20 protein-coding genes are annotated in these 21,425 nt (G+C 50.9%); 7 read left to right on the top strand and 13 right to left on the bottom strand.

Features of this window, described 5'->3' with window-relative positions; translation table 11 throughout:
• The first annotated feature begins 43 nt into the window (after nucleotides 1–43).
• Nucleotides 44–661 (top strand): FMN-binding negative transcriptional regulator, encoded by a 618-nt coding sequence (locus tag BUB81_RS15035; RefSeq protein WP_073324164.1) that lies wholly within the window; start codon nucleotides 44–46, stop codon nucleotides 659–661.
• Between the two features lie 29 nt (nucleotides 662–690).
• On the opposite strand, the gene BUB81_RS15030 is transcribed toward BUB81_RS15035, so the two are convergent.
• The 6 genes from BUB81_RS15030 to gmk form a co-directional block, all read right to left on the bottom strand.
• Nucleotides 691–1,317 carry a peroxiredoxin-like family protein gene (locus BUB81_RS15030; protein ID WP_073324163.1) on the bottom strand — a complete coding sequence of 209 codons (627 nt, stop codon included), beginning with the start codon at nucleotides 1,315–1,317 and terminating at the stop codon, nucleotides 691–693.
• A 92-nt stretch (nucleotides 1,318–1,409) separates the two neighbouring features.
• On the bottom strand, nucleotides 1,410–2,114 hold the full coding sequence (gene trmH / locus BUB81_RS15025; RefSeq protein ID WP_073324162.1) for a tRNA (guanosine(18)-2'-O)-methyltransferase TrmH: 705 nt from the start codon (nucleotides 2,112–2,114) through the stop codon (nucleotides 1,410–1,412).
• Nucleotides 2,115–2,117: 3 nt separating this feature from the next.
• The gene (locus BUB81_RS15020) at nucleotides 2,118–2,504 is read right to left on the bottom strand and encodes a RidA family protein (RefSeq protein ID WP_073324161.1); all 387 of its coding nucleotides are present in this window, start codon (nucleotides 2,502–2,504) and stop codon (nucleotides 2,118–2,120) included.
• Between the two features lie 23 nt (nucleotides 2,505–2,527).
• Nucleotides 2,528–4,633: a bifunctional GTP diphosphokinase/guanosine-3',5'-bis pyrophosphate 3'-pyrophosphohydrolase gene (gene spoT, locus BUB81_RS15015; RefSeq protein ID WP_073324160.1), complete on the bottom strand. Its 2,106-nt coding sequence runs from the start codon at nucleotides 4,631–4,633 to the stop codon at nucleotides 2,528–2,530.
• A 134-nt stretch (nucleotides 4,634–4,767) separates the two neighbouring features.
• Nucleotides 4,768–5,040, bottom strand: a complete 273-nt coding sequence (gene rpoZ, locus BUB81_RS15010; protein WP_073324159.1) for a DNA-directed RNA polymerase subunit omega — start codon at nucleotides 5,038–5,040, stop codon at nucleotides 4,768–4,770.
• A gap of 90 nt (nucleotides 5,041–5,130) precedes the next feature.
• A complete protein-coding gene (gene gmk, locus BUB81_RS15005) occupies nucleotides 5,131–5,766 on the bottom strand; it encodes a guanylate kinase (RefSeq protein WP_073324158.1) in 636 nt (211 codons plus the stop codon).
• A 215-nt stretch (nucleotides 5,767–5,981) separates the two neighbouring features.
• On the opposite strand from gmk, the gene BUB81_RS15000 reads away from it, so the two are divergent.
• The 5 genes from BUB81_RS15000 to BUB81_RS14980 all read left to right on the top strand — a co-directional run bounded on the left by BUB81_RS15000 (nucleotide 5,982) and on the right by BUB81_RS14980 (nucleotide 10,787).
• Nucleotides 5,982–6,650, top strand: a complete 669-nt coding sequence (locus BUB81_RS15000) for an alpha/beta hydrolase (protein WP_073324157.1) — start codon at nucleotides 5,982–5,984, stop codon at nucleotides 6,648–6,650.
• Between the two features lie 105 nt (nucleotides 6,651–6,755).
• A complete protein-coding gene (hemC, locus tag BUB81_RS14995; protein WP_073324156.1) occupies nucleotides 6,756–7,703 on the top strand; it encodes a hydroxymethylbilane synthase in 948 nt (315 codons plus the stop codon).
• Nucleotides 7,704–7,716: 13 nt separating this feature from the next.
• A complete protein-coding gene (locus BUB81_RS14990) occupies nucleotides 7,717–8,442 on the top strand; it encodes a uroporphyrinogen-III synthase (protein ID WP_073324155.1) in 726 nt (241 codons plus the stop codon).
• A gap of 3 nt (nucleotides 8,443–8,445) precedes the next feature.
• On the top strand, nucleotides 8,446–9,615 hold the full coding sequence (locus tag BUB81_RS14985; RefSeq protein ID WP_073324154.1) for a uroporphyrinogen-III C-methyltransferase: 1,170 nt from the start codon (nucleotides 8,446–8,448) through the stop codon (nucleotides 9,613–9,615).
• Nucleotides 9,612–10,787 (top strand): heme biosynthesis HemY N-terminal domain-containing protein, encoded by a 1,176-nt coding sequence (locus BUB81_RS14980; RefSeq protein ID WP_073324153.1) that lies wholly within the window; start codon nucleotides 9,612–9,614, stop codon nucleotides 10,785–10,787. The genes BUB81_RS14985 and BUB81_RS14980 overlap by 4 nt, the downstream gene beginning before the upstream one ends.
• A gap of 72 nt (nucleotides 10,788–10,859) precedes the next feature.
• On the opposite strand, the gene feoB is transcribed toward BUB81_RS14980, so the two are convergent.
• The 6 genes from feoB to BUB81_RS14950 all read right to left on the bottom strand — a co-directional run bounded on the left by feoB (nucleotide 10,860) and on the right by BUB81_RS14950 (nucleotide 17,568).
• The gene (gene feoB, locus BUB81_RS14975) at nucleotides 10,860–12,692 is read right to left on the bottom strand and encodes a ferrous iron transporter B (protein ID WP_073324152.1); all 1,833 of its coding nucleotides are present in this window, start codon (nucleotides 12,690–12,692) and stop codon (nucleotides 10,860–10,862) included.
• 27 nt (nucleotides 12,693–12,719) lie between these two features.
• Nucleotides 12,720–12,992 carry a FeoA family protein gene (locus BUB81_RS14970; RefSeq protein WP_084526615.1) on the bottom strand — a complete coding sequence of 91 codons (273 nt, stop codon included), beginning with the start codon at nucleotides 12,990–12,992 and terminating at the stop codon, nucleotides 12,720–12,722.
• 190 nt (nucleotides 12,993–13,182) lie between these two features.
• Nucleotides 13,183–14,205: an ABC transporter ATP-binding protein gene (locus BUB81_RS14965; RefSeq protein WP_073324151.1), complete on the bottom strand. Its 1,023-nt coding sequence runs from the start codon at nucleotides 14,203–14,205 to the stop codon at nucleotides 13,183–13,185.
• Between the two features lie 5 nt (nucleotides 14,206–14,210).
• A complete protein-coding gene (locus tag BUB81_RS14960; protein WP_073324150.1) occupies nucleotides 14,211–15,725 on the bottom strand; it encodes an ABC transporter permease in 1,515 nt (504 codons plus the stop codon).
• On the bottom strand, nucleotides 15,722–16,762 hold the full coding sequence (locus tag BUB81_RS14955; RefSeq protein ID WP_073324149.1) for an extracellular solute-binding protein: 1,041 nt from the start codon (nucleotides 16,760–16,762) through the stop codon (nucleotides 15,722–15,724). The genes BUB81_RS14960 and BUB81_RS14955 overlap by 4 nt, the downstream gene beginning before the upstream one ends.
• A gap of 8 nt (nucleotides 16,763–16,770) precedes the next feature.
• Entirely contained in the window at nucleotides 16,771–17,568 is a 798-nt protein-coding gene (locus BUB81_RS14950) for a hypothetical protein (protein ID WP_073324148.1), read from the bottom strand.
• 135 nt (nucleotides 17,569–17,703) lie between these two features.
• On the opposite strand from BUB81_RS14950, the gene BUB81_RS14945 reads away from it, so the two are divergent.
• Nucleotides 17,704–18,072, top strand: a complete 369-nt coding sequence (locus BUB81_RS14945; protein ID WP_073324147.1) for a VOC family protein — start codon at nucleotides 17,704–17,706, stop codon at nucleotides 18,070–18,072.
• Between the two features lie 78 nt (nucleotides 18,073–18,150).
• Here the strand turns inward: BUB81_RS14945 and BUB81_RS14940 are convergent, their stop codons facing one another.
• Nucleotides 18,151–21,234: a TonB-dependent receptor gene (locus BUB81_RS14940; protein WP_073324146.1), complete on the bottom strand. Its 3,084-nt coding sequence runs from the start codon at nucleotides 21,232–21,234 to the stop codon at nucleotides 18,151–18,153.
• Nucleotides 21,235–21,425: the final 191 nt, after the last annotated feature.

Here is a 21,425-nt window from a genome sequence, read left to right as displayed (position 1 = left end):
TTATGGTCAACTGTGGTTTTCGTGTTGGCTTTTGAGAATTGCTATGTTTGTCCCCGCGCCCTTTGCTTTTAAAGAGAAAACTGAACAGCTTGCGTTTATCGATGAATACGCCTTTGCGGTGCTGGTAAGCCAGAATCTGCAGGCAACGCATATTCCTTTACTGGCAAGACAAGACGGCGACGACCTGGTTCTGGAAGGACACGTGGCCCGTGGGAACCCACACTGGAAAAAACTGGATAATACCGAATCGCTAGCTGTCTTTGCCGGGCCACACGCATATATTTCGCCTGGCTGGTACGCAAGTTCGCCCAATGTTCCCACCTGGAACTATGTTGCTGTACACGCCAAGGGGCACTTGAACGCACTGGACGATACTGCCACCCTGGAGGTCATTGACCGCATCATGGACAAGTTCGAGCCTGACATGGCACGTCCTGAATCTGGCAGTGCACAAGCCGACTACCAACAAAAATTACTCAGGGGTATTGTGGGCATTCAACTGCGCGTTACCTCGCTGGAAGGGGTCAGGAAGTTGGGTCAGCACAAGTCAGCTGCCGACAAAACCGGCGTCTACAATGGCTTGGTCAATACCGGCAGACACGATGCCCTAGACCTGATTGATTACATGCAACGCCACCAGATTGCATGCCCGGAAGGCTAGTCGGGCACGCCGGCCCGACTCGATAGCGATTATTTCGCCAGTACTTTTGCGACGTTTAAAATTAGCTCTGCCGAAGGGCGTACTTTAAAGTCCGGGTTTACATAGCTGAATTCCACCTGACCTTTCTGATTCACAATAAAGACACCTGGCGCTGGTAATACCGCTTTGCCGTCAGCGTCTTTAGCCAGATTAATGTTATTGGCGGCGTATCGCATCTGCGTAACCTTGTCGACGTGAAAGCCCAATCCAAACTCGCGAATAGCGTTCAGGTCGGTATCCGACAACTGCGTTACTTTCATTTCTGTTTTCAGTGCCTGCTTTTGCAGGTTTTCTGGTGTTTCCGGCGAGATAGCCAGAATTTGGTAACCGAGGTCGATAATATCCTGCTCAACAGTTTGCAGTTCAGCAAACTGGCGATTGCAATACGGGCACCAGCCGCCGCGATAAAACAGAATCACCGTTGGCTTTTGCATGGTTAGCGCAGCCAGACTTACTGGTGAACCGTCGGCCAGTTTTACCGTAACATTGGGAATGGTCATGCCATTAAGTAATGGACGAACAGCGGATGCTTCTGGTGCAATCTCGCGCGGTTGTGCCATGGAAAGTGGTGCAACAAGAACACTTACAAACAGTGCTAATACTAAAATAGAACGCATAGGGTTTCTCACAGTCATTCAGGAATATAAAAAGACCTGCAAAGCGGTCTTTTTCTTTCCTGTATTGCTGCGTTTAGCGCAAAAAACGGGATTTATGCGTTGAGTGACGCCAATGCGCGGGTAGATAACTGCATTTGCTGCCACCAACTGTCGTCAGCAGCGATTTGCCCCTGTTCGTCAATGGGCGGGTATGGGATGCCTTTGCGCTTACACACCTTAGTGAGAACCGGGTAGCCCCCCTCGAACAGCATACGCTGACACTCTTCCTCTGAAAGATGCTGCACATCATACATACCGGCTATCTGGCGCTGTCGTTGTGCTTCATACAGCACCAGTGCGGCTGCTACCGATACATTGAGCGACTGCACCATGCCTACCATGGGGATTACGATATCCTGATCGCACATAGCGATGGCTTCGTCAGTCACACCGTACTTCTCCTGCCCAAACAAAATAGCCGTGGGCTTGGTGTAATCGATGTCGCGAAAATCTACCGCTTTATCGGATAAGTGAGTAACCAGCACCTGCATATTTTGTGCTTTGAGCGCGCCAATGGCGTCGGTCACATTTTCATGTGTATCCACGTTTACCCATTGTTGACTGCCCATTGCTGTGCCGGAACGCACGCGGTACTGGTTTTCCCACACCGCGTGAACCTTGTGAATACCAATGGCATCACAGGTGCGTACCACAGCCGACACATTGTGCGGCTTGTGGACGTTCTCCAGACATACGGTCAAATCCGTCTGACGTTTAGCCAGCATATCCCTAATACGCTGGTAACGTTCAGGGGTCATGACTTACTCCGGCAGTTCCATCACGCCATCGATCTCGATCAGCGCATCTTTAGGCAGCGCTTTAATACCAATTGCAGCGCGAGCCGGGTAGGGCTTAGTAAAGTACTTTGCCATGATTTCATTCACGGTAGCGAAGTTACCAAGATCAAGTAAGTAAATGTTTACTTTCACCAAATCATTAGTAGTACCGCCAGCCGCTTCACACACTGCTTTGATGTTTTCGAACACCTGAGTGGCTTGTTCTGCAAAATCATCAGACACCAGTTGCATGGTTTCCGGCACCAAAGGGATCTGACCCGACAAATACACTGTCGTGCCTGCTTTCACAGCCTGGCTGTAAGTACCAATCGCTGCAGGCGCGTTATCGGTTTGAATGATTGACTTAGACATAATGAGTCCTGTGGGTAATAAAGTTATTGATGGCGCGACTGGCTGTGTCGCGACACTTTTTGTACTTCGGGCATGGTGCGAATTTTACGCATGACATTGGCCAAATGCACCCGATTATAAGTGGTCAGCTCAATGTCCACGAAGTAAACATTGCTCTCTTTTTCTTCCGTTTGCAGGCCAATAATATTGGAATCGCAGGCGGCGATATTATTGGTCAGGTTCGCCAGCGTGCCCTGGTGATTAAACAGTTCAATACGCAGCGAGGCTTTAAATTCACCCTGTGGTTCTTCGTCCCACTGCATGCGCAATACTCGCTGCGGCTCCTCTTTAGCCAGCTTGCGAATATTCGGGCAACCGTTTTGGTGAATGGTCATGCCTTTACCCGGGCTCAGTACCGATACAATTTCGTCGTCCGGAATAGGGTGGCAACAACGGGCATACGTCACCAACAGGCCTTCGGTGCCGCGAATGGCCACATTGCCTTTCTTCTCGATATCTTCGCTTTCGCCCAATAAACGGCGCGCAACAATGGCGCTAAGCTCGTTACCCAGCCCAATGTCTACCAACAAATCATCGAACGTTTCGTGCTTGGTTTCAGCCACGACGCGATCGATATCTTCCTGAGAAATATCATCCAGTTTTACCGCACCCAATGCATGACGCAACAGGCGGTTACCCATGTTAATGGCTTCTTGCGACTGTTGCTTTCTCAGGTACTGACGAATGCGAGTACGCGCCCGGGCACTCACCACAAAGTTCAGCCAATTCGCATTCGGCTTCGCTTTGGGCGACGTAATAATTTCTACCGTCTGGCCATTTTCCAACGGCTTGCTCAGGCTGAAGTTGCGACGCTCAACCCGCACACCTACGCAGGTATTACCGATATCGGAGTGCACCGCATAAGCGAAGTCCACCGCGGTTGCGCCCGCCGGTAACTCAATAATTCTGCCATCCGGTGTGAATACGTAAATCTCATCCGGGAATAAATCGGTCTTTACGCTTTCAATAAATTCAAATGACGAGCTGGCGCTTTGCTGTAATTCCAGCAGCGACTGCATCCATTTGCGTGCGCGCAGCTGTGCGGTTGTGCCGTCGCCAGACTCTTTGTACAGCCAGTGCGCTGCAACGCCTTTGTCGGCCATTTGGTCCATGGCTACGGTACGAATTTGTACTTCAACCGGAATACCGTGCGGACCCACTAACGACGTGTGCAACGACTGATAGCCGTTGGTGCGCGGTATCGCAATGTAATCTTTAAAACGGGTCTCAATTGGCTTGTACAACCCGTGCATCGCACCCAGCGAGCGATAACAGTCATCCACTGAATGCACCACAATACGAAACGCATAGATGTCCATGACTTCGTTGAACATCTTTTCTTTGTTTTTCATTTTGCGGTAAATGGAATACAGGTGTTTTTCGCGCCCCAGTACGGTGGCGTCGATTTTGTATTCCGCTAAACGGGTAGATAATTCCTGACGAATATTTTCGATGATTTCTTTGCGATTGCCCCGGGCCTGTTTAACGGCAGACTTTAATGCGCGGTGGCGCATGGGATACATCGCCTGAAAGCCGAGGTCTTCCAGTTCGTTTTTAATATCGTGAATACCCAGGCGGTGTGCAATGGGCGAGTAGATTTCCAGCGTTTCCAGTGCAATGCGGCGGCGCTTGTCCGGGCGTAAGGAACCCAGTGTACGCATGTTGTGCGTGCGGTCGGCCAGCTTGATCAGAATAACCCGAATATCCTGCACCATGGCCATCATCATCTTACGAAAGTTTTCAGCCTGGGCTTCTTGTTTGCTGCTAAACGCAATTTTGTCCAGCTTACTCACCCCTTCCACCAGATCAGCAACGGTATCGCCAAAGGCGTCCGCTAAATCTTCCTGGCTGTAGTGGGTGTCTTCGATAACGTCGTGCAGCAAGGCAGCCATGAGGGTTTCATGGTCCATGTGCATATCGGCCAAAATACTGGCAACTGCGACCGGGTGAGTGATATAGGGATCGCCACTCGAGCGCATCTGCCCATCGTGCGCTTCGTGAGCCAATACAAAAGAGTCCTGTACGAGTTTCACTCGTTCAGGCGGCAAGTATTCGGCGATTTTTTGCTTTAACCCTTCAAACAGATACACGTTTGTTACGCATTTCCAATAATATCAAGCGTTAAGAATACGGTGAAATGAGCTTCTTTCCAACGAAAAACGCCAGTGTTTCTTAAACAAGAATCACTGGCGCTGTCAAAAAGTGCTTCCAGAGGCCGATCGGCTTACTGGTCAGACAGAATATTTGCTACTGAAGCAAACTCTACGTGGTCCTGACTTTGTTGGTCACGCAGCTCATCCTGTTCGATGGTTTCTGCTGTTACCAGACCTTCTTCGATTTCGCGCAATGCAGTAACGGTAGGTTTGTCGTTACTAACATCAACCATAGGCTCTTTGCCTTCTGTAGCGATTTGGCGAGCACGACGCGCAGCAACCAGCACCAGGTCAAAACGGTTACCAACTTTATCTACTGCATCTTCGACTGTAACGCGAGCCATGTATATCTCCGAACTGAACAATACTATTACTAAAAATGGCCGCGTAGTATACAACAACACGGCGTAAAAAGGGTAGTACTAAATTTGTGCTTAGGCCAATAACGCCTTGACCAGCGCATCATGCCGCAGCTGTTGTTTATGCGTTCTGAGTCGCTGTGCCTGCACAATGTTGTTTAATTCGGCCAGCGTGGTGTCAAAATCGTCGTTGATCAGCACGTAATCGAACTCATTGTAGTGCGACATTTCAGACACCGCTTCCGCCATGCGCTTAGCAATCACACTCTCATCATCCTGACCACGGCCTTCAAGGCGTTGGCGCAGCGTCTCAACAGACGGTGGCAAAATAAATACGCCGCAGGTGTCGGGCATCAGCTTTTTAACCTGGCGCGCGCCCTGCCAGTCGATATCCAGAAACACATCGATACCCTGATGCAGGGTTTCTTCAATGGTGATCCGCGACGTGCCATAGTAATTACCGAACACTTCGGCGTACTCAAAAAACGCGTTTTGCGCGATCAGCGCTTCAAATTCAGCGTGCGACACAAAATGATAGTGCTCACCATTCACTTCGCCCGGACGCGGCTTACGGGTAGTATGTGATACCGACACCTGCAGCGGATTCGCGCCGGTTGGCGGCGTTTTCGCCAGCAACGCTTTAATCAAGCTCGATTTGCCCGCACCCGACGGCGCCGCCAAAATAAACAAGTTGCCCAGTAATGTACTCATAACACCTAATATTTATCGCAAAGGGAAGTAAAACCCAGAGTGTAGCACAGCCCAACACAGTGATTCACAAGCTTTGTTACAAATTACCGTTTCACGCGGGTATTGTAGACAAAGTTGGCGATTGCTCACCTTCATTCTAGATGATAGGTTTGCATAGCAATATTCCAGAATAATAATTCCGGCGTAAAAACAACAAAACCAAGGACATTGTTACAATGAGTCAGCCGCTACCTTTTGTCGACATTAATCCCGCTACTGAAGTAAAAGCGACCGTGATTTGGTTGCACGGCCTCGGAGACTCAGGCCATGGATTCGCGCCAATTGTACCTGAATTAAGACTGCCAGAGTCGCTTGCCATTCGCTTTGTATTTCCCCATGCACCGGAACGCCCGGTTACCATTAACGGCGGCATGAGAATGCGTGCCTGGTATGACATTAAGTCCATGGATTTCGACAAACGCGCCGATTTAGGTGGTGTCAAAGAATCCGCTGCGCTGGTTGAACAGCTCATTGAAGATGAAATTGCCAAAGGCATGCCCGCCAACCGCATTATTCTGGCCGGATTTTCCCAGGGCGGCGTTATTGCCCTGCACCTGGGTACACGCTACAGCAAAACCCTGGCAGGCATTCTGGCGTTATCGACCTATATGTGCGAACCCAGTCTGTTGGCAGAAGAAGCGCACGACGCCAACAAACAAACGCCGATCCAGTTCGGACACGGCACCCACGATGACGTAGTGCCTGTCGCCATGGGGCAAGCCGCCTACCAAACACTGAAAGACGCGGGCTATCAGGCCAAATGGAAGACCTACGCCATGCAACACAATGTGTGTATGGACGAAATAAATGACATCAGCGCGTGGATTCAGGCACGCCTGACTTAGTCGTGCTCAGATAGAGGCAGATCAAGCTAATTTCGTCGCGCGTTCAGGCAATTTCAGTTACACTGTGATGATTGAAATAGTTTCTGAAATACAAGAATTTTCCCTATGGCGAATAACGCAGTGAAGCCTCAACGCACCATCAGAATTGCCACGCGTAAAAGCGCACTGGCAATGTGGCAAGCCGAGTACGTGCAAGCCCAGCTCTTGCACCATCACCCCCATGTTGATGTTGAATTAGTCCCCATGTCCACGCAGGGTGACCGCATTCTGGATACCCCTTTGGCAAAAATTGGCGGCAAAGGACTGTTCATTAAAGAACTGGAAGTGGCCATGCTGGAAGGGCGTGCCGATATCGCCGTACACTCTATGAAAGACGTACCCGTCGACTTTCCTGACGGATTTGGTTTGCATGCCATTTGCCCACGCGAAAATCCCTTCGATGCGTTTGTGTCGAACCGCTACGACTCACTGCAAGCGCTACCTGAGGGCGCGGTAGTGGGCACCAGCAGCCTGCGTCGTCAATGCCAGTTAAGACACCACCGTCCGGATTTGGTCATCAAGGATTTACGCGGCAATGTGAATACCCGCCTGGCAAAACTCGACGCCAATGAATATGACGCCATTATTCTGGCCTGTGCCGGACTTATTCGTCTGGGCATGGAAGATCGCATCACGCAACCTATCGCACACACAGACTCGCTGCCCGCCGTTGGGCAAGGCGCAGTGGGCATCGAATGTCGCAATGACGATAGCGAGTTAATCGAATTACTTGCCGCCTTAAACCATGCAGACACCGCCAGTCGCGTTACCGCAGAACGTGCGATGAATGCGCGCCTGGAAGGCGGCTGTCAGGTACCTATCGGCAGCTACGCTACGCTTCAGGATGACACCATCCACCTGACCGGGCTGGTAGGCACCGCCGATGGTGCAACCATTTTGTACGCCAATGCCCAGGGACATCGCGACACTGCTGAGCAAATTGGTATTGAAGTAGCAGAGTCGTTGCTGGCGCAGGGCGCGGGCGATATTCTGGCTGCACTTCACAACGACTAACGAGTCATTTGTCGTGTATTTGGTTACCCGACCTGAGCCCAAGCAGGCAGCAAGTGCAAACGCATTTGCCCAGGCCGGACTCAATGCGTCTGTTGTTGCCTTACAGCGTATACAGCATGATCCTCATGCTGCGGCAAACGTGACGGAGTGGGTAAACCAACACAGCACTGGCATATTGATCGTAACGAGCACCGCAGCGGTAGAGGCATTACGCAACACAAGTGAACACACCAATATACAGCTTCCCGCATCGCTACACGTGGTCGCGGTAGGCAAAAGTACAGCAAAGGCACTTGGCGTATTTACCAACGCGGTGATAACGCCTGAACAGGAAAATTCAGACGGCGTATTGTCATTACCACGCTTGCGTGATTGCGCCGACCAGCGCATTTTGCTATTAAAAGGCAAGGGTGGTCGGACCCGTATTCAGGACGAGCTGTTATCTCGCGGTGCCCGACTGACTATTTTTGATGTTTACGAGCGTAAACCACTGGCAGCACCGGTGCTCAGTCAGCCAATTGACTGGGAAGCCATAAGCGGCATTGTTGCAACCAGTGGCGAACAGGCTCAGTGCCTGATTAACGAATATAAAGCGCAACCGTTAAGTCAGTTTCGATGGCTAACGGTAAGCGAAAGAATTGCAGAGCAATTGCGTCAGCAGGGCATACAACAGGTAGGTATCTGTCCGCAGGCCAACGACCCGTCGCTCATTGCATGGATAAAGGACAACTGGGAGTAACCTATGGCTGATAATCAGCAACCACAAGACAATGCCAAAGCCAGCATGCCTAAAACCATCGAGGCCAAGGCGTCCGGCAAGACCGAGCCAACTGCGAATGCCAAACCGGCCGGGAAAGCATCGTCGGGCAATGGGTTGTTGTGGTTTTTCGTGCTGCTTAACCTGATTTTGCTGGCAGCCGCGGCTTATGGTGGTTACTGGTTCATCAATGAACGTACTGTCACCCAAACCAAGCTGGACGCGCTCCAGACATCGGTCTCTCAAACCCTAACCGAACAGCGCAGCCGCGTTGCCGCTGACAGCAACATCATCAAAACAGACCTGACTAAACAGGAAGCCACCGACAAAGCCCTGGCAGAAAACCAACAGGCCATGGAAGCCAAAGTCAATGAACTGGCCATGGCATTAGAGGCGGCTGAAGCGCAGTTGCAAGAAATGAACGGTCGCCGCCCAACAGACTGGTTAGTTGCAGAAGCCGACTACCTGGTACGTATGGCTGGCCGCAAGATGTGGCTGGAGCAGGACGTGCGCACAGCCATCATGTTACTGGGCAATGCCGACAAGCGCTTACAATCTTTGTCAGATTCTTCTGTGCTGCCAGTAAGAGCGCTGATTGCCCAGGACATTCAGGCACTGCAACAGGTTAATCCTACATCTCAAGTCTCGGTTGCGCTGGCATTGGACGGTATGTTCAAACAGATTAACAAATTGCCACTCGATGCGCCGGAAGAAAACTACTCGGCGCCAGAGACAGCAGTAACCGACTCCGCCGCTGACTGGAAGCAAAACCTGCTTAATGTCTGGCATTCACTGGTCGACGACTTTATTAGCGTTGATTTTCGCGATGAACCCGTTGAGCCACTGATGACAGCCAAGCAAAAATGGCTGGCCCAGGAACAGCTGAAACTGGCGCTACAACAGGCGCAAGCCGCAGCGCTGGCCAGTGAGCAAGCGCTCTTTGTGGCTTCCCTCGAACAGGCCATGGCTATCCTCAGCGATAATTTTTTAACCGACAGCCCGGAAGTTGCTGGTTTTGAGACCGCGCTGAACCATTTAAAAGCCACGGATATCAGTAAAGCCATTCCAACTGAACTGAGCTCACAAGCGGCGCTGGAAGCCCTGTTAGACAGCCGCGTAAAACGCGTGTTCGGTGAAGGAGTCAGCGCCTTATGAAAAAGCTGATATTCAAGCTGCTGTTCATTGTTGTCGTTCTGATTGCACTGATAGCCGCCCCGGCGATGGTAGACAATAAAGGCTACGTGCTGATTTCCATGGGCAACCTGGTTGTAGAAACCAGTGTGGTTGCCCTTGGCATTATGCTGCTGGGTGCCATTGTGATATGGATGCTGGCAAGCATGCTGTTTGGCAGAGTTATTCGCTTTACCCGTTTTTCGGGCAGCTGGTTTGGCGGTCGTGCAGAGCGCAAAAAACAGCGCGCGTTTTACCGCAGTATTCAGGCATTAGCAGAAGGTGAGTGGGATGCCGCCACCAAAGCCGCAGAGATCGCTGAGCAAGGCGAGTTTGAGGGAGTAAACTATCTGGTTTCCGCTCAGGCTGCTGTCGCTCGAGGCAGGCAGGATACTGCTACGCGCAAGCTTAACGAGGCCGCTGAGTACCCATCGTCTTCGCTGGCAGCACGTGTGACGCTGGCCCGTATGGCACTGGCTGCACATCAGCCCAAAGACGCACTGGCCGAGCTGGACAAACTGGACGACAAACAAAAAGCAACCCGCCCGGCTATTACGCTGCGAGTACAAGCCTTGGCTGAGAGCAACCAGTGGGCCACACTGGAAAGCGAGCTCGACGGCTACAAAAAAGTGCTGGGCGAACAGTACACCGTATGGTCCAAACAAATTGCTAAAGGCCGTTTGGCCGAAGTAGCCAGCAAACAAGGTGCGATCCAGTTAAAAACCTTCTGGGAGTCACTGCCGCGAAAACAGCGCAACGATGTGGGCTACCAGGCTGCCTATGCCGAACAATTGCTTGCTCAGGGTATGCATCAGGAAGCCCAGAGCGTATTACTTGGCTGGCAAAAACGCGGGCCGCAAGCCGCCTTTCTGCCATTGCTTAAACAACTGGCACTGCCTAATCCGGCCCCCACTATTCAGGCATTGGAGAAGTGGATTAAGGCAGATGAGGAAAACGCCGAGCTTTACCGTATTCTGGGTCAGGTAGCGTATCGCGCTAACGACCTGGCGCTGGCCAATAAGGCACTACAGAAAGCCATGAAGCTTCAGCCTACACAGGAAGGCTTGTTGTTGCTGGCGGAAATTAACGAAAAGACCCGCGATCACGAATCAGCGCTGGCTTATTACAAGCAAAGCATTGCTCTGAAAAGCAAGTAATCCTGCTGTATAAGAAAGGGCGCTGTTTAGCGCCCTTTGTCTTAGGTTTTCTGTGCAAGGTGAGGCAAACCGTCAGGCAAAAACAAACCCCAAGCACTGATTCACCACCACGGCAATCACGTAAGCCAATAAGCCGTAAGCCACATAAAGCCCCCACGCCAATTTGCTACTGCCACTTTCACCTTTCAGCATAGCCACGGTTGCCACGCACTGCAGCGCGACCACATAGAACAATACCAGACCCAAACCCGCCTCTGGGGTTAGCCCTTCAGCTTGAACGCGCTCGGCCAGACCAGCGACGTCTTCATCGGCACTTTCCATACCAAACAAGGTACCCAATGCGCCAACAAACACTTCGCGAGCCAGAAACGACATCAGAATCGCCACGCCGTAACGCCAGTCCAGTCCCATGGGGGCAAAGATAGGTTCGATGTAATGACCAATTTGACCTAACCAGGAGTCTTCGAGAGACGCGTTCAACGGGAAATAGCCCAATACCCAAATACCCACCGACACCACAAAAATAATCGGTCCGGCGCGGCGAATAAATTGCAATCCACTGTTTAACACACGCTGAAACAGCGGCTTCCAGTGCGGCAACCGATAGCTGGGTAACTCCAGAATAAACGGCATATCGGTCTTTTCCAGATCGCGCGGTAAGAAGCGATTTAACACCTGACTGATCACTAGCGCCATGATGATCCCAAAGAAGTACAACCCGAAAAATGCTGCGCCTTGCAGATTGAACACGCCCATAAACGTGCCATCGGCAGGAACGAGCACCGCAATGAGTAACGCATACACGGGTAAGCGCGCTGAGCAGGACATCAGAGGGATCGTGAGCATGGTGATGAGGCGCTTGTGGGGCGACTCGATAGTTCGCGCCGCCATAATGGCTGGAATAGCACAGGCATGACCCGACAGATACGGAATAAAACTGCGGCCTGATAACCCAAAGAAGCTCAGTGGACGGTGGCACATTAATGCTGCGCGCGCCAAATATCCCGAATCTTCCAGTAGCCCGATAATGAGCGTTAGCACCATAATTTGCGGCACAAACACCAGAAACGATCCGACTCCACCAAACAGGGCGTCATTCACAAAATCGTGGAAAATCCCTCTCTGGGTCAGGCTACCAACACCACTGGCAGCTTGTTCAATAAAGCCTTCGACCCCGTCCATTAAAGGCGCAGCGAGGGTAAAAATACTCTGGAACAGCACGAACATGACGGCGATAAAAATCAGCCCGCCAGTCCAGTTATTCAACATAAAGCTGTCGATGCGGTTCTGGTTCTTCAGCACAATGTCATGCTGAATACCAAACTCACTGGCCAGCGCCTGACTGCGTGCGGCAACATCGGAGTAGTCCACAGGAGGTTGTTGCTTGTTGTCATGCACGTTCGGCCAGTCGGCCATAGACAGCAGCGCGTGTTTAAATTCGTGTAAGCCATCCAGTGAACGGGCCGACAACGGCATAACCGGGCTACCCAATGCATTCGATAGCCCTTCAGAATCAATATGTTCACCGACGCGTTTTACTTCATCTATAAAATTCAGCGCAAACATCACCGGCTTGCCCTGCGCGGCTGCCAACTGTTTCACCTGCAAGCCGAGGATCAGGCTTTGTGCTAATCGCGTCGCGTCCAGTACCACCAGCACGACGCGGGTATCTTCATCGGCCAGCGAGCGTTTGATTTCCTCAACGGCTATGACTTCATCGCGCGTCAGGCCATTCAATGAATAGGCACCGGGTAAATCCACCAGTTCGAACTTGTCGAACTTACCTCGCGTGACCTCTACGGTGATCCCCGGGTAGTTAGCTACCTTTTGTCGCAATCCGGTAAGTTGGTTGAACAACAAGCTTTTACCACAGTTGGGTTTGCCGACCATTAATATGCGTTGCATAACGACTACTGTTCCTGAATGTGCGGGTTAAGGCTGAAGAGAAATATGAATGCGGCTTGCCAGATCCTGTTCTATAGCGAACACGCTGCCACTGAGCTGCAGGACCATTGGGCCACCTAGCGGGCCGCGACGCACACACTGCACGATGCGCCCGTCAGCAAGCCCCATTTCAGCCAGTCTCGCAGTGATTTGCTCACCTAAACCGGTATCAATTCGGGTAACCACCGCCGACTGTGATTTGCCCAACCCCCAGAGCGTCAGTGTCTGATTTGCATTGTGCTGGTTCAATACATTTGTCACTTATGGTTTTTAACAGGGGGAGTAGTGTACGACACACGACGGCGCTTATCAGTAAAGTGGTCTTATTTTTTGCGGCGTTGTGCTTATTTGCGTGATTTTAGACAAGCGTTGATACAACACAGCCTGCCGGGACACCTGCAATTAAGCAGAAGCCTGCAGGTTGTTCGCTGCAGGCACGCTGATTTTGTAGTTAACTACTAGATTCGGCGGGGAATACGGCAGGCGACTCGTTTGCGTTGAACGCAACCTGGACGTTATCTCCGGGTTTGAACACTACTTCGTGGTTGGCGCGCAACTTAATACTCTCGCCAGAATGCAGGGTAATGCCAAACAACCGCGTTTCGCCTTCATACCGGCTGTAATCAATTGTGCCATTCGGCTTGTCACCTGACTCAACAAACAACACATCGTCGGGCCTTACCAGGATCTGCACTTCACCGTCTGACACAGACTCCGGACGCTTGTTGATAACACCAAGCGCAGAATTGATACCGTCGGGCTGAACCTGACCGCGCAAGAAGCTCGCTTCACCCAAAAAGCGCGCTACAAACGGGTTGCTGGGCGCGCTGAAACAGCGTTCAGGGGTATCGAGCTGCTGCAAAATGCCGTCTTTCAAAACGCCAACCCGGTCGCCCACGGACAAGGCTTCACTTTGGTCATGAGTTACCCAGATTGCAGGTACCTGTGCCCGCTTTAACGCATCGCGAATATCCCAGCGCAAACTGTCTTTTAACGCCGCGTCCAAGTTTGAAAGGGGTTCATCCAGCAACACCACCGACGGTTGGTGCGCCAGTGTTCTTGCCAGCGCAACACGCTGCTTTTGACCACCCGACAAGTTGCCGGGTTTAACGTGGCGTTTGTCGTTCAGGCCCAGTAATTCAAGCCACTGATCCGCAAGGGTGCTATCTTTTACCCTGAAACACACATTCTGTTCTACAGTCAGGTGCGGAAACAAAGCAAAGTCCTGAAACACCATACCCAGATTGCGCTTTTCTGGCGGAATGTGCTTTTGAGAGGTACTGCGCCAATTTGTGAATGCAACTTCACCTGCGCTTTGCGGGACCAAACCCGCAACACACTGCAATATTGTGGTTTTACCGCAGCCAGTCGGACCGACTAACATCAGGATCTCATCGCTGCTGAGCGTAAAGCTAATGTCGTTAATTATGCGCTTATCGCCATAGTGGACCGAGAGGTTATTCACTTGCAGCATTGCGGTTACTTTTCCTTATCTCCAACGATGTCGGCATGACGTTCGCCAGACAACATGATAATCAAGCCCAGGCCGGACAGCAAAATTAACAGAAGTCCGGGTACGGCTGCTCTGCCAAAATAGCCTGCTTCATAAACACGCCACAAATAGGTAGCCAATGTTTCAAAACCGGTCGGCCCTAGCATCAGGGTGGCGGGCAATTCGCGCATGGCTTCCAGAAAGACCAACGCAGCCCCGGCCACGATGCCTCGGGTGGTCAGCGGAACGCTAACACGCCAAAACGCCTCAAAGTTACTGGCACCCAGCACTTTTGCCGCTTTGGTTAAGCTGCCATCGAGGCTTTCTGCCGTTGCCCGCACTGTACCCACCGCCAGTGGCAGGAAACGCAGTACATAAGCAAGCACCAGTAAGCCCAGGCTCTGGTACAAAAACGGGAGCTTCAGCCCCAGGTAAACTAACGCCGTGCCCATGACGATGCCTGGCACACCAAACCCTAAAAAGGTAACACGCTCCATGATTCGCCCGGCTCGCCCGGCAAGTGCCGCATAAGCAACAGGAAGCGCCAGCACCACAGCAGCAATGGCCGCCAGCATAGATGCGTAGGCAGAGTTCCACGCAAAGGACAAGTCGAAACCAGAGACACCTTCGCGAAGCAGCCACACAACAAAAATGCCAAGTGGTAACACTATGGACAGCAGAATAACCGGCAGGAAAAGCACGAGTACAGCACTGACGGTAGTTTTGCTAAGCCATATCGAGAGGGGTTTGCCCGGCCGCTCTTTGTGCGCTTTTACCCGTGCTTCCAGAAACAAGACCAGTCCCACCAACACCATAAGCTGTAAAGACAACATTGCCGCCTGACTTAAGCCAAACGCGTTGTATTCCACAAAGATAACCCGGGTAAAGGTATCGAAGCCCATGATGGCCGGCGTACCAAAATCAGATAACGCATACAGCACAGCAAGCAGGGCACCTGCAGCAATGCTGTTAACGACCCTCGGCAACACCAGACGCCAAAGGCAGGTCATTACCGGCAAGCCAAGGGTGCGCGCCGCATTGATCATACTGGTATCTACGCTCAGCAAGGCCGAGCGTGTTGTCATGAGAACAAAAGGGTAGGTGTACAGAGACATAACCAGCGCAGCACCGGTAAGCCCTCCCAGAGCTGGAAATGACACCCCGAACAAGGTTTCGAGTTCACCGCCCTGACCAAATGAAAAATACATCGTAAAGGCGCCGAGATAACTGGGTAACGCCAGCGGCGCCGAGAACAACACCAGCCAGAATCGTTTGAATGGCACATTCACAAAAGCCAATAAAACGGCAAGCGGCACACCGATTAGCACAGCGCCCACACCGGTGAGCACCATTAACAACAGCGTGTTAATTAATACCTGAATATTGTGACTGTCAAACCAAGGCCCGCCATCGGCAGCAAGCTCTACCAGCACTGCAAAAGGTAACAGTGCAAATACGGCAATTAACAGAGCAATGGGATACGATGCGGGCAGTTTTCTCACAACAACCCAATACTGCGCATCATGTTGATGGTAGGCCGTAAGTCAGCCAGTTTTCTGAGATCGAGTTCCGGCGGATTTAAAGTAGACAAATCCTGTAATCCCGGCGGCGATGCCACGTCACTGACTAACGGAATCTCATACGCTTCACTCGCCAGGTACGACTGAACTTCCTTCGTTAGCAGATACCGGATAAAGTTGACCGGCAACTCACCGTCACTCAGTGCCACTATACCCGAGGCATTCACCAGACAACCCGCATCGTTGTTTGTGTAGGCTAGCGATACTGAGGCATCTGGCTTACCGGCTTTCAAACGCAGCGTGTAGTAATGATTCGCAAAGCCAATATCCACTTCGCCGCGTTCAACGCCCATGACCACACCCAGTTCGCCTGCGTATTTCTTGGCTTTGCCGTTAATCGCTTTCAACCAGTCTTTGGTTACCTTGTCGCCTTCGAGTAAACGCATTGCAGTAACAAAAGACTGGAACGACGCATAAGCCGGTGCCCAGCCAATTTTCACATCACTGTCTGCCAGTGCGAGTATACTGTCTGGGATCTCAGCAGCGGTCAGCCTGTCGGTATTGTAAGGCAAGGTGCGGATACGACCAGTTACCGGCGACCATAAGGGATACTGAAATCCCGGGCTGAGTTGCTGGATCAAATCCTGAGGAAGTGGCTTAGCCAGCCCGGCGTCGGTTACGACACCAATAGAACCGGTATCCACTGCCCAGAATAAATCCGCGCGCTTTACACCTGCTTTAGCTTCAGCAATCAGTGTATTTGCCAGCGCTGCTGTTGCGCCACGACGAATATTCAGCTTAAAACCCGGATTGCGGTCCTGAATGGCCTGCAACACATTTTCGTACAAACCGCCTTCGCCACGCCCTAAATACAGCGTGAGTTCGCCGGTTAATTTTGGTAATTGATCAACAGAGATTGAATTGGCAGCGTTTGCGATTCGCGCAAACCCACTTAAACCAAAACCGCTACCGATAATACCGGTAGCGGCCAAACCACGTATAAACGCTCTACGCTGCATGCGAGTCCTTAAAATACACTTTTGCGGCTTTCTTCCGCTTTCACCAGTAAGCTTCTGGCTTTATCGAGTTTCACCTGCATGGTTTCTACCACTGCACGAACGTTGTCAACGCTGGTGTCTTTGCTAATGGCCTGAGGCAGAGTCACGTTAAAATCTTTTTCCAGATCTTCCACTAATTCCGCATCCAGTTCAATGAGCGCACCTTCAATGCCTTCAAAGCGTTGCAGGTAGGTATCGTGAACCAACGTTGTTGCAACTTCGGTTAACTTCTCTGCATATTTTGCCACAACGCGATGCAGTTTCTTTTTGATATCATCGATGACTTCAGGGCCCGTCGTTGGCTCTTGTTCCGTCGTCATGACTTTCGGTACCAGGCCTTTTTGCTGATACTGTGCAGCCAGTTTTACGGCACCCAGACCTTGCCACAGCGCTTGTTTCAGCTTCAATAACTCAGCTTCAACCACCGCCGCTTTTTCGCCGCTGTCGATGGCAACCTTGACGCCGTAAATACCCTGCCAAATGGTGGCATAAACCGGAACGTACTGGGTTTCGATAGCCGAGTGAAAATCAACTTCTTCCCAGAATTCGATCAGTTGATCAGAATCCGCCTTACCCTTTTTACTGTATTCGTTTACTACGCCACTGAATTTGTCTGACAGCCAGGTGACTTCTTCAGCATATTCGGTCAGGTGCGCACTGAGGTTATTCACGTGCTCACTGATTTCGCCATTTGCATTGGCTTTCATGCTTATTGTCGCACTGAATACGGCGAGTAAAACTACGACTTTCTTACTAATTTTGTTCATTGATATATCCCAGGATGTCCATACTGTGAAAATGATACTTATTATCATTTAACAAGTAAAGATTGAACTCTATGCCCAGTAGATAGTATTACTGGGTACTATAATACGATTCAGCCATGAATTTAAGGAACTTATATGATTGCCTACACCATTTTTGGAACCAATGATTTACCCCGCGCAGCTGCTTTTTACGACGAATTACTGGCCGTAATGGGTGCTCAGCGCGCCATTGATGCGCCACGCATGATTGCCTGGGGAAATAACCCGGCAGCCCCCATGTTCGCAGTGGCAACGCCTTACGACGAGCAACCGGCAACAGTAGGCAATGGCAGTATGGTGGCACTGGCCGCCGCAAATTCACAGCAAGTCGATGCGTTATACGCAAAAGCGATGGAATTAGGTGCAAAAGACGAGGGTGCACCCGGCCCACGCATGGATGTTTACTACTGTGCGTACTTCCGGGATCTGGACGGCAACAAAATTAATTGTTTTTGTATGGCCTGATTTTCAATAGCGGACATAAAAAAGCCACCCCAAAATGAGGTGGCTAAACCATCGTGAGTCAACGAGGTTGTACGGAGCTTAGAATTTAATACCCACCGCCAGTTGCACGCGACGCGGGTTGTAGTATTGACGTGGAGTCCCAAACAGATCCGAAGTCACATACGGGTTATAAGAATACCCGGTTTGTTTATCGAATACGTTGAAGATATCTGCACGGAATCTTGCGGTATAGCCTTCCATGAACTCCCAGTTTTGGGTGTAGTTCAGGTCAACCTGCCAGTGACTTGCACCGCGGCGGCTTCCCGCAGGCTCTGCAAAACGGCTGGTACCAGACGAGTATCCATAAGGCGTGCCATCCCAGGCAGTCCATGCTTCACCCGACTGGAACACGAAGTACGCACCAAATACGCCTTCCCAATCAGCCGTGTAAGTACTGATAACTTTCACTTTATGAGGCTTGTCGCCAATCATGTTACCGTATCGATTATCCCAAACCATGCGGCCACGGCCATCACCGTAATAAGATGAACCGATGAAGGTGTTAGCGTCGTTACCTGCGGTAGTATTGTCCTGGTCGAAGTTACCGTAGTAGTGGCTCCACACATAAGAGGCATTTACATACCACTTATCGTTTTGGTACTCACCCTCAATACTCCATTCCCAATACTTGGTCTGGCCGCCATCTACTTCTGCAATAACATAAGATGAACCACCGACAGCGTCGGAGCCGTCACCAATCACGCCATAGCGCCAATCGTTCAGGTCAGGAATGTACAGGCCTTTCGCCGCAATGTTGTCAGGCACACCACCAAAGTCTCCGTAGTCGCCATACAAACGCGCATCGTTAGGCATATCTTCCCAGAAATGACTTGCGTAGCGATAACGCAGATGTGAACGTACGAACAATTCGTTGGTCACCATTTTGGTGGTACCCAAGGTAATCTCATCAATACGACGAGGCTTCATATTGTCGGCGAAAAACTTACCAGAAGAACCCGGCGCACCGCCTGCATCAATAAAGTCACCGTTTTCATCGAAGCGAACCAACAAGGTACGTTGCGTATTACGATCCCAGGACGCCGCCCGTGCCAATGAACTCGCATTGGGATTGTAGCTGGCGTAATTCGCAAATACCGTTGCAGCTTCTTCATATTCCCAGGTCACACCCAGACGCGGCTGAATCATGTCTTTCCAACCAGTTTTATACATTTCGTATTTTTCGCCTGGCGCAAGCTCATAGCCTGACGGATTAGCGCTGTTTTTACGCAAACCCTGGCCAAAATACGTATCCTGACTGATCACAACACCGATGTTATAGGTAAAATCACCGTGTTCAATTTCGTCGTTAACCTCCAGATCAATCGACTCAGCAAACGATCGAATAGATGAAACCGCTGAGCCATTCTGAACAAAACTCATTTGTTCAATGGAGGCTTCGTAGTAGACATTGGATAGGTCGGTGTCACCACCATCTGCCCCCAATCCACCAACATAGCTGATTCGTCCCCAACCATTCGACAGACGTGACAGATCCTCTTCCAGTTCAGACCAACGCGCACCGAAGTGCAGGAAGTGAGTCATGTTGTCAGTGTAGATTTCGGTATCGTAGCCCAGTTGGAAGGATTCACGGGCAAAATCCTGATTGTTGATTGTCGGATAGGCACCAATACCGCCACCGCCACTCAGCTCGCCATCGTCGCCAATGAAGCCAAATTGTGCAATAAGCGGCGCAGCCGTTGCATTAAATGCATCAATAGCCGCCATTTCTTCTGCCGTTGCACCATCTGGGTAATCTCGCAAGCTCGGCACACCGAAATAGCCCATTTGATCGATATTGTTTACGTCCAGAGAATCACCCAGCGCAGGTGTGAAGCCTAACAATACGTCAGGTCTGGAACTGCTGTCTTCCGAGTATTTCGCATATTTGAAGGTCAGACTGGATGCATCACCCAGCAACCAGGAACCATCTACAGAAGTAATTCTAAGCTTGCTGTCGCTACCTACAGAGACGTCATCGGTTTCAAATTCACCAATCGAGGAACCTCTTGTACTGCGGTCAGAGATGCGCTGACTGACGTTCAGCAAGATGTCATCAGTCGGTGCCCAGGTGAGCTTGCCGTAATATTCATCGCGAACACTTTTGTAAGGTTTAGCCGGGCCGTAAGCCGTCACCTTGTCTTCACCCGTTACTTCAGGACGGAAATAAGACGCATAGAAGAATAATTGGTCTTCTATAATTGGACCGCTAACAGACGCCGTCACCCAGCTGCGATCTATGTCACTGATTTCACCACCGACCGGTGTCGAAGTAAAACCGGCGTTTTGCAGACGGTATTCCAGACTACCGTGAAATTCATTGGTACCGGATTTCGTTGCTGAGTTCACACTGAAACCACCGGCGCGGTTAAAGCCAATGGCCTTCGCACCACCGCGGTCAACAGAGACATAAGCAATGTCGTGGGTAGCCGGTTCTGAAGACAGATTACCAAACATAGGCAATGACAAGTCAACGCCATCCAAGGCATAGCTGTTATCCACGCCCGAACCACCAGCAGAGGGGCCAAGTACGCCGTTCTCACTGTATTCCACACCCGGCAGAATTTTCAGCATATCCCGGAAAGACTGACCAATGGGCAGGTTGGCAATTACATCTTCACCAAAGGAATTTGTCAGCGCCGAATCACCTTCTGTCACAATTACACTGCCATACACGGCAATACGTTCTGTTTGAGCTTGCTCGAATGCCAGATTCACCACCGATGCTTGTTCCAACAACACCGTAGTATTGGTCTTGCGAACCGAGCCATCAGCAAAGGTAAACGTAATTTCGTAATTACCGGGGATCAGATAAGGCAATGAAAACGTGCCGTCCGCGCGGGTCGTTGCCGAGCGCGGTTTTGGCATTACGTCACTGGTTGCTACAACCTGCACACCGCTTACGGCGACATCACCACCTGGTGCGGTTACGGTACCTTTGATACTACCCGTGATTTGCTGTGCTTGCGCTGGAGCGCAAATGCCAGCAGCAACGGCACCCGCAAACATTATGGCGGCGGTTGAGGTTGAGCGATTTTGCCAGGATTGACGAACCGCCCGGCGAATGGAATGCGCTAGATAGCGCCCCGCTGAACGCGTCTTGATCGACGTGAGTTCCTTTTTCATGTGTGAGACCCCTGTAACTGTTTTTGTAGTACGGCTTACACCGCTTATGCTCAACTTTTAACCTACAGTTACCCCAAAGGTCAAGAATAATTTTTTCTTAATTTTATTTTTTTAAGAAATATTTTATCTCAAATTATTTCAATTTATGACTATGAAAATGGAATTATTCCAAACCAATACAAAAGTTTAAG

It is taken from the genome of Marisediminitalea aggregata (genome assembly GCF_900129565.1).
Classification (GTDB): domain Bacteria; phylum Pseudomonadota; class Gammaproteobacteria; order Enterobacterales; family Alteromonadaceae; genus Alteromonas; species Alteromonas aggregata.
Note: the sequence above shows the minus strand (reverse complement) of the source record. Positions and strands in the feature narration are given on the sequence as shown.